The sequence below is a fragment of the Wenzhouxiangella sp. XN201 genome (genome assembly GCF_011008905.1).
In the GTDB taxonomy this organism is placed as follows: Bacteria; Pseudomonadota; Gammaproteobacteria; order Xanthomonadales; family Wenzhouxiangellaceae; genus Wenzhouxiangella.
In genome coordinates this window covers 201,547-216,446 of sequence record NZ_JAAIVI010000021.1, presented here as the reverse complement: position 1 = coordinate 216,446, position 14,900 = coordinate 201,547, and the positions used below count along the sequence as shown (strand labels likewise).

Here is a 14,900-nt window from a genome sequence, read left to right as displayed (position 1 = left end):
AATCCGGGAGATGAATCCGGGACACCCATGATCTATGGGAAATTTCCTACAGTCCGACGCGGCAGTCTCGGGATTGGCTAGCTCCCAGCCTCGTGCCAGGGTAGTCACATGACCTATCCACGAAGTCAATTAGTCAGCGATGACGAGCCAGGCTTTTTCCATTGCGTGAGCCGTTGCGTCCGTCGCGCGTTTCTGTGTGGTTTCGATGTTGCATCCGGAAAAGACTTCGAGCATCGGCGTCAGTGGATCGAGGAAAGAATCTTCCAGCTGGCCGACAGTTTCGCCGTTTCAGTGTATGCATACGCCGTCATGTCGAATCATTTCCATATCGTTCTCCGCAGCGACCCGCGATATGCCTGGGAATGGTCGGATCGGGAAGTCGCAGAACGCTGGCTGGCCATTTTTCCAGGATCGATCAGCAACCGCGACGATCCCGGCTGCGTCGAGCGGGCGACCCTCGCCCTCCTCAGCAATACCGAGCGCCTTGACGTGATTCGCCAGCGGCTGGGATCGATCAGCTGGTTCATGCGGGCACTCAATGAGCCAATCGCCCGGATGGCCAATCGCGAGGACGGGTGCACGGGCCGGTTCTGGGAAGGTCGTTTCAAGTGCCAGGCATTGCTGGACGAACAGGCTGTTCTGTCTTGCATGGCTTACGTGGATCTCAATCCGGTTCGGGCCGGCATGTGTGAGGCGCTTCGCGACTCCGCGCATACCTCCGTGCGATACCGAATCAAGTCGACTCGATCCGCAATCGGCAAGGCGCTGGGCCTTAGTTCTGAGGACCAGGCGCTCAAACCGGTCGCCGGACTGGATGCCGACGCTCTCTCTGATCTGACCGAATCCAGCTACATAGAGCTCGTGCACTGGACAGGACTCCAGGCACATCCTGAGAAACGCGGCAAGCTATCCGCCACAGGAGAAGCGCCACCTGAAGGTCTTTGGAATGTCGCGAACCATCCCCGAGAATGGATACGGCGAGTTCAAGGCACCGAGAGCCGCTACTACCGGGCAATCGGTTCCGCCGAGGCGCTGATGCTTAAGGCCGCCGATCTTGGCCAGCGTTGGATGAAGGGCGTGTCCGGGGAATTCGCCCTCAAGAAGCTACGAGAACAGCCTATACCTTGGTAGCCCCATCCTCACCTGAACTTCCGGTTGAACGACGTGGACCGGACGCCAGCCCGTGCTCAAAATCGGCTCCAGATGGCCGGCACAGCGCTCGACACCCCAGGGTCCCGTCCACCTCGTGCTCATTCTCAGCAGATTCCGATGACCCGCAAACCACGGAGAGGCTGATTCAGCCGGCAAGATCGTGGGTGTCCTGGTTTCTCTGGCGGCAAACCATCCCCGAGAATGGATACGGCGAGTTCAAGGCACCGAGAGCCGCTACTACCGGGCAATCGGTTCCGCCGAGGCGCTGATGCTTAAGGCCGCCGATCTGGGCCAGCGTTGGATGAAGGGCGTGTCCGGGGAATTCGCCCTCAAAAAGCTACGAGAACAGTCAATACCTTGGTAATCCCATCCTGATCTGAATTTCCGGTTGAACGACATGGACCGGACGCCAGCCCGTGCTCAAAATGGGCTCCAGATGGCCGGTACTGCGCTCAACGCGCCAGGATCCCGTCCACCTCGTGCTCATTTTCAGCAGATTCCGATGCCCCGCAAACCACGGAGAGGCTGATTCAGCCGGGAAGATCGTGGGTGTCCTGGTTTCTCCTCGGTTGAATGACGTGGACCGGACTCCAGCCCGTGCTCAAAATGGGCTCCAGATGGCCGGTACAGCGCTGACACCCCAGGGCCCCTTCCACCTCGTGCTCAATCTCAGCAGATTCCGATGTCCCGCAAACCACGGAGAGGCTGATTCAGCCGGGGGGATCGTGGGTGTCCTGGTTTCTCTGGTTTCTCCTGGTTTCGGCCGTCCTGGTTTCGGGTGTCCTGGTTTCGGCGCTTACGAGTTGGAGCTGCTGTTAGCTAGCGCCAATAGGCTGAATGTAGCCATAATTACTCGCTGACTATAAGCCCACACTTAACTGCAGAAAACAGCATGGTGTGACCGCAGTCCCCACAGCTAACCTGAACCATTGGGACCGTATTTGTGATATCTGTAGTCTTGGTGTATACGTCGTAAGTCGGTAATGTAACAAGGCCAAAGATCCCTAACTCTTCACTATTGCATGCTGGGCAATTAGATGAGATTCCGTTGTCTTTGGTCCACTGAGAAAATTTGCTTCTCTGGTCGTCAGTCATACTCATAATTTCTCATCCTTAATGTTTTGCCCAACGCTTAGTACACCGAGAAAATGCGAGCGCAGCGAGTATTCTCTCAAGTGGATCTACTCGTTAAGCGCTTACTCAACTTCGGTGGCCCTTTCCCATATCTCACTGTAAATAGCATACTTAGCCTCCGTTATCGGAGTAGCTAACGGAATTAAGTATGTAGCCTTTTTTCCCGCATCCTTGATTGACCCGCCCATAATCCAGGATACGTCGCCATCTATGAAGACAATTCTGTCATGAAGCTCTTTGCTTCTTTTAACTTTAATTGAACTTCCGTATTGAGCCATGTGCTTATTGATATAAACTTTTAGATCTTTCGAATAACGGTCTGCCAGGATACGAACATTAATCGATGCACCGGCCTCTGAAATGTAGGCATCAAATGCTTCGCCGTTAAAATATGGATCGATTATCAACAGATCATTCTTAGCATCACTTACGATGGACTTTAAGTCAGCAAAAAAACTATAGAAATCTCCAGGCTCGTACGCATTTCCGATTTCACTTCTGCCATCTAATTCAAGCTCAAGCTTAAGCTCTTCGATAGCATCAAGAACTTGCCCCTGAATCTGAACGATTGCGGGTTTCCAATACTGAAGCAGTGTTTGGTAAGCCGCTCTATACTGTACTTGTCTATCAAGTCCCAGCCTGGAGAAAAGTGCGCCAACACGAGACAACCATTGCCGTTGCGGTGAACCGGGATTCATTATTGGCTTTTCACCAAAGTCAGGTGCCTGCTCTAAGGATTCAGTCAATTTCAGAAGGATAATCTGCTTTTCAACAGGGCCATCGCCCTCTAGCTTTTTCGTCATTCTTTCAGACATTAACTACCCTACGATGTCGCTTATTTCCTTGCCACTTAACGATTTAGCTAAGCGGTGCGTGTAAGTGCGTCCGGTGAAGAGCCGCTAGGCCCGGAACGAACTTGAGCGGTTTGTTAGGTTTAATTGTCAACTGCTAGATCTGGCATGAAGCCAGCGGCCTGTCTCCGCTGAATGGCGAAAAGATCTTAAGCTCCCATGGAAATCCTTCTGCACGCGCTTTGGTAAAGCTATCTGTCATTCCAGTAATCATGTTGGCAGACTCGCGGCACATTTTGATAGCTTCAGATCCGCTAGTATCAATTGTTACCTCAATACTATGACCCCATCCGCTGACATTGCAATCGGAGACGACGCCCGTTTCCTCAAATGCAGCACACACTCTGAATGCATCAGAAACAACGTCGTCTTGACCATTGCGCTGCTCGGGCTCATCACTGCTCCCTGCGGCCAGAAGTAGAAAGAACATGAAAAGCGCGAATAGTGCAATGTGGTCGGAAATCCAACTTTTTCGCATAGCTTACTCCCCGAAGATATGTGATGAGCGCAATCAACGGAAGCACATAAGCAACAGTGTCCTTCCAATCGAATGTCCCTGGCAATCTTTCTATATACTGTAGTGCCTCTGAACCAATGCCAACGAAACAGAGAGCACTCGTCCACACAAGCGCGAGCCTAGCATCCCGCCCAGTATCCCCGGTTATCCCAAGGGCGAACGATGCGAATGCCATAACCCAAAGCCCGTTTGGGAGAGAGTATACAACCCAGTTATCTAAATATGGCCCAAGAGGCGAAGACGCTCTCCGAAGTTCATTGATGCTTGGCATAAGCCCACGTTGCTCAGCCCACGAAAAAAGCAAAAGTGAATCCGGCCGGAAGCAGACATAAATCAAGCCGCCACATAAAAGCAAGAACAGGCCGATGAGATAGTATGCGCGGGCCATTTCAAACCTAACGTCTGAGCTCAGATGCGTTTAAGGCGTCGCCTGCTTCTGCGGCAGCAAAAGTAGCCGACGGGTCAAACGTCACCTGCAGCGATGTGTTAGCCATCCACACGCTTGCTAACATCTACTACTCCAGTTCCGATTTGCCGGTACCTGTATATGGCCAAGGCCTTCTCGCACATTCGAGAGTCCTCGCTAAATAGCGCATCGCAAAACGCAGCATAAGCGACATGATGTGCATCACTCATATTCGCTGGGACTCTATTGGTACGCGCAAGGCCTGCATCGGGCCTAAATCCGATTGCGTTCAGTATGGAGTAGCACGTAGAAATGCCCAGGAAGACTGGCCATTTCTCATAGCCGAAAAGTCTCTTGTCGGGCGGGTCGAAGCCAAAGAACTGATCTGCAGAAATAGGCGACGGAGAATACTTGTTTGCATGCTCCCACAGTGCTTGTAAGGGATTGCTCGCATCTGCGAAATTTGAAGCTTGGCCGCGGTCAAATCCAAGCGGCTTTCGCCTATTCTCCAACGGCTGCGTCCCTGCAAGCTTCTCAAGGGCGTCTTCGCCAGCGTCCCTGATTAGGTCCTCCAAGCTGGAACCAAAAATATCTTCCAACCGCGGAATTTCCTTTAGATGCTCGCGAACTTGCTTCGCCATATCACCGGGGAATGCTTCCGCGACATTCGGATCTTGAGACCCAAATATCTTTGCTATAAGTCCTTCAAACATGGCAGGATCAACAGCCGGAGGATTCTGTCGAAACTCTGAATATAATTTCCCAGGATCAGCATATTCTTCGATGAACCACTGCTCTGTGATCCTGCCCTCCTCATCTCGTTTAAGCAGCAATCTTTGCGCTTTCAGAGTACGCAGCACATCCAGAATTTCTTTGGTATCACCTCTTGCAACTTCCGTAAGGTGTTCGTTCGAGAACACCCATCTCACGTCCACTTTGGGCTTCAGGATTATCCTCCCCTCCGCAAGAAGACCCAGAACGTTTTGGTCAAGATACAAGTTCAACATGGAGCGCTAATTAACAAATAGATGGTGGAACTGGCGTTCAGAATGCAAAGCCACTCTTAGCTGACTAACCTGTACAGAATTCGCGGACCGTGTCCAACTCACCTGAACGTCATGCATTCTCCGGTTCTGATATGGATTACCAGGAAACTTCTTGCCCGAAGCGCTCGCGAAATCGGCGGAGTTATATGGCAAAAGGTTCACATAGCGCGCTAGGCGGTGGGTTGGCCACATAGCACGATTCGCTGGCAGCGTAGGGTCTACGGCGTGGCGGGAGAGCGGCGAAGCGATACTGTGCGGTCGCGGGGTGGCCGCGTGGTTTGATTCGAGATTCTGACTGACCGAATGGCACCCCATGCCGTTCCTACTCCCTCACTGAGGCCATACTGCCCAAAACTGCCCGCGGGCGCAAATCGGTACGTTGGCGGGGTTTGCCCGATCGGGCGGCTACGGCGCCAGCTTGCGTTTAAGGGCGCGGGCCAAGGGGACAGGCAGGTTGGGGACTGAGCGTAGCAGCCAGGGGAGGATCTTTCGCTTGGCGCCGCTGAGTGATTCCGGGATGTTGGCTTCGATCAGGTGCGGGCCGGGCATGGACAGGGCGTATTCCATTGCCTTGCAGAGATCTTCGGCGTCTTCGACGCTGACGGCGTGCACGCCCATGCCCTGGGCCATGCGCGGGAAGTCCAGCGCCGGGTCGCTCAGGTCGAGTTGTGAGCGTGCCTTGGGACCGATGCGTTCGGCGCCGACTCGCTCCAGTTCGATGTTGAGTACCGAGTAGGACCGGTTGTTGAAAATGATGGCGGTGACATCGAGGTCCTCGCGCGCCATGGTCCACAGCGCCTGGATGGTGTACATGGCGCTGCCCTCGCCAACCAGGGCGATGACCGGACGGTCCGGGCAGGCGATGGCTGCGCCGACGGCATTGGGCAGGCCCTGGCCGATCGCGCCGCCTGTGAGTGTGAGCAGATCGTGTGGTGGTGCGCCCGCAGTCATGGCCGGCAGCATCAGGCCGGAAGTGATGGCCTCATCGACAAGGATCGCGTTCTTCGGCAGGAGATGGCCGACGGCATCGCAGACCTTTTCAGCGGTGAGCTTGCCGCGTGGGCGATTGGGGCGGCTGGCTTGCTGTAGCTCGGGTTCGGTTTCTTCGGCGCCCAGGGCGCTTGCCAGGGCTTCCAGGCTGGCAGCCGCGTCCTGTTCCGGCGTGGCCAGGGTATGGACTTCGCAGCCTTCGGGTACCAAATCGCTTGGCTTGCCCGGGTATGCAAAGAACGACACCGGCGACTTGGCGTCGACCAGCACCAGGTGATCGATGTCGGATAGTTGCACGCCGGCCAGTTCGGCGAGGTAGGCCAGGCGATCGACCTTCGGGCGGCCGGCACCGCGTTCGAGCCGGGTTGGAAAAACTTCGGCCAATACCCGCACGCCGTTGTGGGCGGCGATTCGGGACGCGGCCAGCAGCGATGGTTCGCGGGTAGCCCGGCCGCCGAGTAGCAGAGCGACCTTGCCGCCAGATTGAATCAGTTCGGCAATTGATTCCACTGTTTCCGAGTCGGCCGGTTCTGGTTCAAGCGGTGGCGGCGGTGGTGCGGGTTTGCCGCCTTCGCTCCAGGACACATCGGCCGGCAGGATCAATGTCGCGACCTGCCCCGGCAGGCCGCGGGCGGCCGTGACGGCGTCGACGACATCGCGGCACAGCTCGTCGGTGCTCTTTGAACTGCGCACAAAATTGGGCGAGACGTTGCGTGCCACGGTTTCGATATCGGACTGCAGTTGTGCATCCAGCACCTGGTGATGGATGGCGTGATCGCCGACGATGTTGACGATCGGCACCTTGCCCTTGCGCGCGTTGTGCAGGTTGGCCAGGCCGTTACCCAGTCCCGGGCCCAGGTGCAGCAGCGTGGCGGCCGGCTTGTCGGCCATGCGCGCGTAACCGTCGGCCGCGCCGGTGGCCACGCCTTCGAACAGGGCCAGCACGGCGCGCATGCGTGGCTCGCCGTCGAGTGCGGCAACGAAGTGCATCTCGCTGGTGCCGGGGTTGGTGAAACAGACCGTGACCCCGGCATCGGCCAGGGTCTTCATCAGGGCTTGGGCGCCGTTGGGCATGGCGGTTTTCCTGCTCAGTGTGCGCTATGCGATCTGCCCAGTGTATCCAGTAGATGCTCGACAATGCCATTGCAGCCGTCGATCAGCGGGTCGACGCAGGGCAGACCGGTCTCCTCGGCCAGTTTGTCGAGGTAGGCGGCACGCTCGTCCGCGGGCAGCTTGGAGGTGTTCACCGACACGCCCACGCAACGGATATCGGGGCTGGTGCGCCGGCCCATGCGAATGTGGGCCTCGATGACTTCCGCCAGCGGCGGCAAGGAATAGTGCGGCCAGCCGGACACGGTTTTGCGCAGCGGATCGTGGCAGACCACGAAGCCGTCGGGCTGCGAGCCGTGCAGCAGGCCCAGGGCCACGCCGGAATAGCCGGGGTGGAAGATTGAGCCCTGGCCTTCGATCACGTCGAAGTGATCCGGGTCGTTGTCAGGCGAGAGCAGCTCGGCGGCGCCGGAAATGAAATCCGCCACCACCGAATCGATCGGGATGCCCTCGCCGGCAATCATGATGCCGGTCTGGCCGGTGGCCCGGTAGGTGGATTTCTCCCCGGCTTCGCGCAAGGCGTGGTCCAGGGCCAGGGCGGTGTATTTCTTGCCGATGGCGCAGTCGGGTCCGACCGTGAGGATGCGTCGGCCAGTGCGTGGCTTACCGTTGCCGACGGGCAGTTTTGCGGGCGGCACACGAACATCGACGAGTTGGGCGCCTGCGGCCTCGGCAACCTCGGCCAGGCCGGGTCGGTCACGCAGACGAAGATGCAGGCCGCTGACGATATCCAGGCCCGCCCGGGCGGCTTGTTCGATGACCTCCCACCACGATTCCGGCACCGCGCCGCCGACGGGCGCAACGCCGAGCACCAGGCTGCCGCAACCGGCCTCGACCGCTTCGGTCAGGCTCATGTCGGACACACCCAGGTCGACCTGGCTACCTTCGAAGCGGAGCTGGCCGGCGACCTTGTCCGGGCACCACTGCACGATGCCCTGTGCGGTCTTGGCAAAAGTGGGGTCGGTCTCGGCACCGATCAGCAGCAGGTAAGGCGGCTTCAAACGGACGCGCGTGATGGAACTCATGAGCGAAATATATCAGCCCCAGAGCGCCGGGTCCGGCGGCGACACGCGGCCGTGGTCGAAGGTCATGGGATGCTCGCGATCGCGCTCCAGGAACAGCGCGCCGTCGAGATCGGCGTAGCGGCAAAGCTGGGCGACCACGTAGCCTGGCGCCATGGCCAGGGATGTACCCACCATGTTGCCGACCATCACGTCCAGACCGCGTTCCCGGGTCAGCCTGGCCAGCTCCAGTGCCTCGGTCAGGCCGCCGGTCTTGTCGAGCTTGATGTTGATCATCTGGTAGCGCCTGGCCGCCGCCTCGAACTCGGAGCTGTCCAGGCAGGACTCGTCGGCGCACAGCGGTACCGGTGATTGGTAGCCTTCCAGCGCCTCGTCACCGCCGCGGGGCAGCGGTTGTTCGATCATGGCGATGCGCAGCTCATGAAACTTCGGCGCCAGGGCCTGGAGTTGTTCGAAGGTCCAGCCCTGGTTCACGTCGACGACAATCTCGGCTTCGGGACGGGCCTGGCGCACGGCGGAGATGCGCTCGAGCGACTCCTCGCCGCTGAGCTTGACCTTGATCAGCTCGCCGGCGATCTGCCGGGCCCTGGCCGCCATCCGTTCGGGCGTGTCGATACCCACGGTGCCGAACGAGTTCACCTCGCCGGGGACGATATCCGCCAGTTCCCAGACCCGCTTGCCGGCCTGCTTGGCTTCCAGGTCCCAGAGTGCGCAGTCGATGGCGTTACGCACACCGCCGGCCGACAGCAGCGACTGCAGTTCCTGGCGCCCGATGCCGGACTCGATGGTAGCGCGCATGGCTTCCGCCTCGGCCATCATGCTGTCCCCGTTCTCGCCCAGGTAGTAAACGCCGCTGGCCTCGCCGCGGCCCGTGTGACCGCCCTCGGTGATCTCCACGTACAGGGCCTCCACGCCGGTGAAGACGTGGTCGGTGATCACGAACGGGAAGCTCAGTTTCCAGTCTTCCCGCCGGAACGTCACCTGGCGCATGCCTTGTTCTCCTGTTGTAGTTCCGGTCATGCCAGGTACTGGAATCCGAGAATGTTCCAGAACCAGTAGAACCAGATCACGAATAGGCCGCACAGCGCCACGACGGTGTAACGCAGCCGTGCCCAGAGACCGGCCAGCAGGCCGTCTTTCCAGACCACCACCAGCTTGAACAGCAGCCAGATACAGGTAATCACGGCGATGATCGGCGTCACCAGCCAGACTTTGAACAGCGTGGAAACTTCGCTGAACATGGCGTCACCCAGGACCGTCAGGACAATGACGCCGCTGATGATCACCAGCCAGTTGGCGGCCGAGGCCCACACCGCGGCGCGGTAGGCGGACTTGTCGGATGCCGACCATGTCCTGATGGTGGCGCGCTGGAAGAAGCGCCGCAGCAGCACGGCCAGGAACACCAGCATGGCGAAGCCCAGCAGCATGTAATTGAGGTTCGGTGATTCCCACGGCGCGAGCTTGCGCAGCGACATGAACGGCAGGCCGTCCATGACGAAACCGGTCACCTCGCCGTCGTCGTTTTCCTGGAAGGCGATCAGGCGCGGCGCCAGGCCGGCGACGATGGTGACATCCTGATGGAGCGCGCGGAACAGGTTGTCGCCCACTTCCGCGTAGCGCTTGGCATTGCCGGCGAAGCCGACCACCAGCGTGTTGTCCGGGCCGGGCGTCACGTTCACCACGCTGCTCATGCGCAGCGCCTTCTCGATGGTGGAGAAATTGGTGCGCCAGAAGCCGTAGGTGCCGGCGTAGCGCCCGGCGCGTTCGGCGAAGTCTTCCGGTGGGACCGGCGGGGCCTCTTCGCGCGGAAAATACTGTTCGTACAGGGCCGGGAACAGCGCGGAGCGAACGGCGCTGCCGCCGGAACCGCCGAAGGACGCGAAGAAGGCCAGGTCGTGCGTCTCGTCGACGCCGAGATAGGAGTGGAACCAGCGGGTATCACCGCCGTGGCCCATGACCCGGGTGCCTTCGAAGTCGGTTTCGTACCAGCCCAGGGCCATGCCCATCAGGCGCTCATCGTGGGTGAACTGCAGGCTGAGCATTTCCTCGACCGTTTCCGGGCGCAGGATCTGCTGGCCGTCCAGACTGCCACCATTCAGGATCGCCTGGGCAAAGCGCACCATGTCGGTGGCGCTGGCCGACTGGCCGCCGGCCGGACCGAAGCTCTTGACGATCTCGAAGGGCTTTTCCTTGTAGCCGCCCGCCTCGAAAGCGTAGCTCTTGGCCATATCATCCTCGAGGTGCTCGGGCAGCGGCTCCTCGAAGGTAGCAGTGCGCATGCCCAGGGGCGCGAAGATGTTTTCGGCGATGTAGTCGTTGAACGACTGGCCGGAGACGTTGGCCACGATCAGGCCGGCGAGCGCGGTGGCGTAGTTGGAGTAGGCGCTCTGGGCGCCCGGCGGGTTGACGCGCTCCTGGCGATAACGCTGCATCGCCTCCTTGAGCGGCAAGGCCTTGTCCGGATCGTCGATGATCAGGTAGCCCATGCCACCGTCCTCGAACCCGGCCGTATGCGTCATGATGTGCCGCAGGGTGATGGGCTCTTCGAAGGTAGCCGGGATCTCCACGTCATTCAGGTACTCGTTGACGTCGGTGTCGAGATCCAGCTCGCCCTGCTCCACCAGTTGCATCACCGCCACCCAGGCGGCCAGCTTGGAGACCGACCCGGGCCTGAACAGCGTGGTCTCGGGGTCCACCGGTTCCTGGGCTTCGATGTCCTCGAAGCCGTAGCCCTTCGCGAAGATGAGCTCGCCACCGCGGGCGATGGCCACGGTGCCGGACGGGCTGTTGTTGTTTTTCATCAGCGGCTCGACCACGCCGTCGATGAAGGCTTCCAGTGCCACGGTATTGTCCAGTCCGGACGGTGCGGCACGTTCGGCCCAGGCTGCGGTGGTGCCCTCGTCCTGGGCGATGACGGCACTGGCCTCATCCGTGGCGGCGGGCTCCGGCGGGGTGTCCGATTCGTCCTGCGCCAGGACCGGGCTGGCGAGCAGCGCCGCGAAAATCGCGGCGAAGGTGAGGCGGTGGATACAGTTCATGACCCGTCCTTTTATTGGGTGTCGTGAAGGCTAGATTGGGCTGATGTTACCCGCGGGCCGGAAGCAGAAGTTAGGCCGATGCGACAGAAAAATATGCAGATTCGGCGGCCCGGCCTATAATCGCCCCATGATTTACGGTGATGAATACTGCGTACATATGGCGCCCGGCTTCGACCCCGAAGTCGCATCGACGGCGGAGCTCAGAGCCCTGTTCGAGAACGCCACGTGCATCTCCCGCTTCCATGCGTCCTCGGACAACCGCTTCATCAAGTACATCAGCGACAGCGCGCTGGGGCGCTCACATTGCTACAAGCTGGATGAGGACCGCATGATCGAGATCAACGACTCGTTCCTGCGTGAGCCGATCGTGATCCACAACGAAGTCGCCGACCTGATCAGCTTCCAGTTCGTGTCCTCGGTCAAACGTTCCGAATTCCTGGGCGAGCGCAAGAACGTGCACGACCTGGGACCGGCCATCATTGTCTCCGCCCTGCCCGGCCGCGAGCTCACTTACCGGGTGCCCAAGGTCAACGAGACCATCCGCCATGTGGTGGTCTACACGACCCTGTCGAACCTGATGGAACGGATGGGCGAGAACAGCGAAGACTACCCGGGCTGGCTGCGCGACATCCTCGATGGCGAACACGACCAGCCGCGCCAGCGCGTGCTGTTCCTGGAGGACGTTCATCGCGAACTGACCTGGTCGTTCTTCCACCTGCCGGTCTCCGGGCGGCTGCTCAACCACTGGATGTTCGCCAAGTTCCACGAGCTGCTCAGCATCGGACTGCAGATTCTCAAGAACGACCAGGCTTACCTCGAGCGCGGGGCCGAACACCCGGCCGTCCCGCACGGCGACATCATCCGGCGCGCGACCACCATCCTCAACCGCGAGTACGCCAACCCGCCGACCCTGCCGCAGCTCGCCCGGCACCTGGGTATTTCGGAAACCCAGCTCAAGAGCGGTTTCAAGTCGCTGCACGGCGCCACCATTCGCCAGTACATCATCGCCCGCCGGGTCGAGGCCGCGCGTCTGCTGCTCAACGAGAACAGGCACTCGATCTCGGAGATCGCCGACATCGTGGGCTACCAGGATCACTCGGCCTTCTCGCGCGCATTCCGGCGGCTGAACGGCTGCACCCCCAAGGGATGGCGCCGGTCTCACAGGCACTAAAGCGCTGTCGGTTCTGCACAAAAATAAGTCGATTCAGCCTAATCAACTTCAGGCTTACGAATTACCATTGGATGAAATCCGCCCGGCGGGAGCCCGCTGGATAGCCTGTAAAGGGCGGACTACGTCAACCCGCCAACCAAGACGTGGTCAACGATCACGGGGACCTGAGAGATGATGAACACACCAAGCACAGACAAGCTCACCGTCACGATCCTGGCCCTCGCCATCGCCGCCGGGCTGGGTCTTGCACCCAACGCCCTGGCACAGGCGAACAACGACCCGGTCGAAGACGAGACAGAACGTGAACGTGACACCGAACTCGATGACGTCATCGTCGTCACCGCCTCGCGGCGCGAGGAAGCATTGCAGGATGTCGCCATGGCGGTGTCCACCATCGACACCGACGAGTACATCGACGCCGGCCTGACGGGCCTGACCGACATCCTGACTTTCGTACCGGGCGTGGCCGTCACCAACAACGGCCGGCCTTATTTCAATAATGTCTACATGCGCGGCATCAACGCCCAGCTTTCGGCGGGCGTGACCAGCTATATCGACGATATTCCCTTCGGCTCCTCGACCGTCTACACCTCGCCCGCGCCGCTTGACGGCACACTGCTCGACCTTGGCACCCTGGACGTGCTCAAGGGCCCGCAAGGCACGCTCTACGGTGCCAGCGCCATCGGCGGCATCCTCAAGTTCAACACCCGGGCGCCGTCGCTGACCGACGGTTCGGGCAGTGTTTCGGCCAATCTGTCGAACACCCGCCATGGCGGTCTCAACCAGCTCTATCGCGCCAACCTCAACGGACCGCTGGTGCAAGGCACCCTGGGCGGTAGCCTGACGGTCTTCAACCAGCAAACCAACGGCTACATCGACAACGTACAGATCGGTGAGGATGACTGGGACGACTATGACTACCACGGCGGTTCCGGCAGCCTGCGCTGGGCAGTCACCGACCGGCTGGAAGTGACCCTGCAGGCGCTGCACCAGAACGCGACCCAGGACGGCACCTCGCAGGTCCAGGCCAACTACGCCCAGGACCTGCCGATTCCGGGCTTCGGCGCGGCCGAGCCGATTTACGGCGAATACGCCACCGGCGCGGCGGCCCTCAACCCCAGCGAATACGAAGCCACCCTCGGGGGTCTGACGATCAAGTACGACACCGGTTTCGGCGAACTGACCTCGGTCACCAGCACGCAGGAGATGTTCTTCATCCAGCAGCAGGACGTGACCACACCTTTCGCGGGCGTCGCCGACATTTTCTTCCCGGACACGGCGCCGCACTCCTCGGCAGTACTGGTGGGTGATCTCGGTTTCGAGAAGTTCACCCAGGAAGTGCGCCTGACCTCGGAGTCCGGCAACCAGTTCGAATGGATCGTCGGGGCCTACTACACCGACGAAGACGGTCACAACATCCAGGACCTGGTGGTCACGCCGGACGTGCCGCTGTATTTCGCCAACTTCCCGTCCAACTACAAGGAACTCTCGGCCTTCGCCACCGGCACCTGGTACTTCACGCCGGACCTCGACGTCAGCTTCGGCCTGCGCCACACCGACTACTCCAACGACGTGGAACTGAATACGGTCGGACCGCTGCTCGCGCCGCTGCCGTTTTCCGAGATCGACGACGAAGTCACCAACTTCCTGGTCAACCTGCGCTACCGCGCCTCGGACAACATGTCGTTCTACTCGCGCGTGGCCTCCGGCTACCGCCCGGGCGGCGCCAACTTCCTGCTGCTCGACCCGACCACCGGCGACCCGCTGAGCAGCCCGTTCTTCGAGCCCGACGAGCTGGTCAGCTACGAAGCCGGCCTCAAGGGCAGCAGCCCCGACGGCCGCTTTACCTATGACATCGCCGGCTACCACATCGACTGGCAGGACTATCAGATCGGGATCGTCCGTGGCGGTGTTCAGGTCGTTGGTAACGCCGAAAAGGCAGTCAGCCGCGGCATCGAAACCTCGCTGGGCATGGCGGTGACCGACAACCTGACGCTGACCGGCTCGCTGTCCTACGTCAACGCCGAACTGGCCGCCGACGAACCCGACCTGGGCGGCGCCGACGGCGATCAGTTGCCGAGCACGCCGGAATGGCAGGCGGTGCTGGACGCAGATTACCGCTTCAGCTTCGGCCAGTGGCCGGCCTACGTAGGCGCATCGTATCGCTACAAGGGCGAAATGCCCGTGGGCTTCGACGGCTACACCGACGCCTCGGGCAACGATTTTCCGCCCTCTTCGCCGCGCGTGAACATCGACAGCTACAACCTCGTCGATCTGCGTGCGGGCGTGCAATTCAACGATTTCGACGTCGCCCTGTACGTCAACAACGTGTTCGACGAGTGGGCCTGGACCAGCTTCGGCTCGAGCTTCGCGGTGATTCCCAGCGGTGCGCCCACCCGACCGCGCACGGTCGGCGCGGTGCTGCGCTGGAACTTCCTGTAAGCGGCCCGCTGTGTCTCGAAA

General features: G+C 60.2%; 10 protein-coding genes. 3 read left to right on the top strand and 7 right to left on the bottom strand.

Annotation, left to right across the window (positions count from 1 at the left end; genetic code table 11):
* Positions 1 to 165: 165 nt before the first annotated feature.
* Positions 166 to 1,131, top strand: a complete 966-nt coding sequence (locus tag G4Y73_RS12540) for a transposase (RefSeq protein WP_164232062.1) — start codon at positions 166 to 168, stop codon at positions 1,129 to 1,131.
* A gap of 1,217 nt (positions 1,132 to 2,348) precedes the next feature.
* Here G4Y73_RS12540 and G4Y73_RS12535 read toward each other — a convergent pair.
* The 7 genes from G4Y73_RS12535 to G4Y73_RS12505 all read right to left on the bottom strand — a co-directional run bounded on the left by G4Y73_RS12535 (position 2,349) and on the right by G4Y73_RS12505 (position 11,266).
* Positions 2,349 to 3,101 (bottom strand): hypothetical protein, encoded by a 753-nt coding sequence (locus G4Y73_RS12535; RefSeq protein ID WP_164232060.1) that lies wholly within the window; start codon positions 3,099 to 3,101, stop codon positions 2,349 to 2,351.
* Between the two features lie 133 nt (positions 3,102 to 3,234).
* Complete coding sequence (locus G4Y73_RS12530) at positions 3,235 to 3,615, bottom strand: hypothetical protein (protein ID WP_164232058.1); 381 nt, start codon at positions 3,613 to 3,615, stop codon at positions 3,235 to 3,237.
* A 525-nt stretch (positions 3,616 to 4,140) separates the two neighbouring features.
* Positions 4,141 to 5,067: a hypothetical protein gene (locus G4Y73_RS12525; RefSeq protein WP_164232056.1), complete on the bottom strand. Its 927-nt coding sequence runs from the start codon at positions 5,065 to 5,067 to the stop codon at positions 4,141 to 4,143.
* Positions 5,068 to 5,511: 444 nt separating this feature from the next.
* Positions 5,512 to 7,170 carry an acetolactate synthase large subunit gene (locus G4Y73_RS12520; protein ID WP_164232055.1) on the bottom strand — a complete coding sequence of 553 codons (1,659 nt, stop codon included), beginning with the start codon at positions 7,168 to 7,170 and terminating at the stop codon, positions 5,512 to 5,514.
* Between the two features lie 14 nt (positions 7,171 to 7,184).
* On the bottom strand, positions 7,185 to 8,231 hold the full coding sequence (locus G4Y73_RS12515) for a DUF1611 domain-containing protein (RefSeq protein WP_164232053.1): 1,047 nt from the start codon (positions 8,229 to 8,231) through the stop codon (positions 7,185 to 7,187).
* A 12-nt stretch (positions 8,232 to 8,243) separates the two neighbouring features.
* Positions 8,244 to 9,218 (bottom strand): N-acetyl-D-Glu racemase DgcA, encoded by a 975-nt coding sequence (gene dgcA, locus G4Y73_RS12510; RefSeq protein WP_164232051.1) that lies wholly within the window; start codon positions 9,216 to 9,218, stop codon positions 8,244 to 8,246.
* A gap of 26 nt (positions 9,219 to 9,244) precedes the next feature.
* Entirely contained in the window at positions 9,245 to 11,266 is a 2,022-nt protein-coding gene (locus G4Y73_RS12505; RefSeq protein ID WP_164232049.1) for a serine hydrolase domain-containing protein, read from the bottom strand.
* A 127-nt stretch (positions 11,267 to 11,393) separates the two neighbouring features.
* Here G4Y73_RS12505 and G4Y73_RS12500 point away from each other — a divergent pair, with 127 nt between their 5' ends.
* Together G4Y73_RS12500 and G4Y73_RS12495 are read left to right on the top strand one after the other, a co-directional pair.
* Entirely contained in the window at positions 11,394 to 12,437 is a 1,044-nt protein-coding gene (locus G4Y73_RS12500; protein ID WP_164232047.1) for an AraC family transcriptional regulator, read from the top strand.
* A gap of 174 nt (positions 12,438 to 12,611) precedes the next feature.
* Positions 12,612 to 14,879 (top strand): TonB-dependent receptor, encoded by a 2,268-nt coding sequence (locus tag G4Y73_RS12495; protein WP_164232045.1) that lies wholly within the window; start codon positions 12,612 to 12,614, stop codon positions 14,877 to 14,879.
* The last annotated feature ends 21 nt before the right edge of the window (positions 14,880 to 14,900 follow it).

Excerpts from the sequence above, each read along its gene's own strand:
- G4Y73_RS12535 (WP_164232060.1), bottom strand. The coding sequence starts at position 3,101 with ATGTCTGAAAGAATGACGAAAAAGCTAGAGGGCGATGGCCCTGTTGAA.
- G4Y73_RS12530 (WP_164232058.1), bottom strand. The coding sequence starts at position 3,615 with ATGCGAAAAAGTTGGATTTCCGACCACATTGCACTATTCGCGCTTTTC.
- G4Y73_RS12525 (WP_164232056.1), bottom strand. The coding sequence starts at position 5,067 with ATGTTGAACTTGTATCTTGACCAAAACGTTCTGGGTCTTCTTGCGGAG.
- G4Y73_RS12520 (WP_164232055.1), bottom strand. The coding sequence starts at position 7,170 with ATGCCCAACGGCGCCCAAGCCCTGATGAAGACCCTGGCCGATGCCGGG.
- G4Y73_RS12515 (WP_164232053.1), bottom strand. The coding sequence starts at position 8,231 with ATGAGTTCCATCACGCGCGTCCGTTTGAAGCCGCCTTACCTGCTGCTG.
- dgcA (WP_164232051.1), bottom strand. The coding sequence starts at position 9,218 with ATGCGCCAGGTGACGTTCCGGCGGGAAGACTGGAAACTGAGCTTCCCG.
- G4Y73_RS12505 (WP_164232049.1), bottom strand. The coding sequence starts at position 11,266 with ATGAACTGTATCCACCGCCTCACCTTCGCCGCGATTTTCGCGGCGCTG.
- G4Y73_RS12500 (WP_164232047.1), top strand. The coding sequence starts at position 11,394 with ATGATTTACGGTGATGAATACTGCGTACATATGGCGCCCGGCTTCGAC.
- G4Y73_RS12495 (WP_164232045.1), top strand. The coding sequence starts at position 12,612 with ATGAACACACCAAGCACAGACAAGCTCACCGTCACGATCCTGGCCCTC.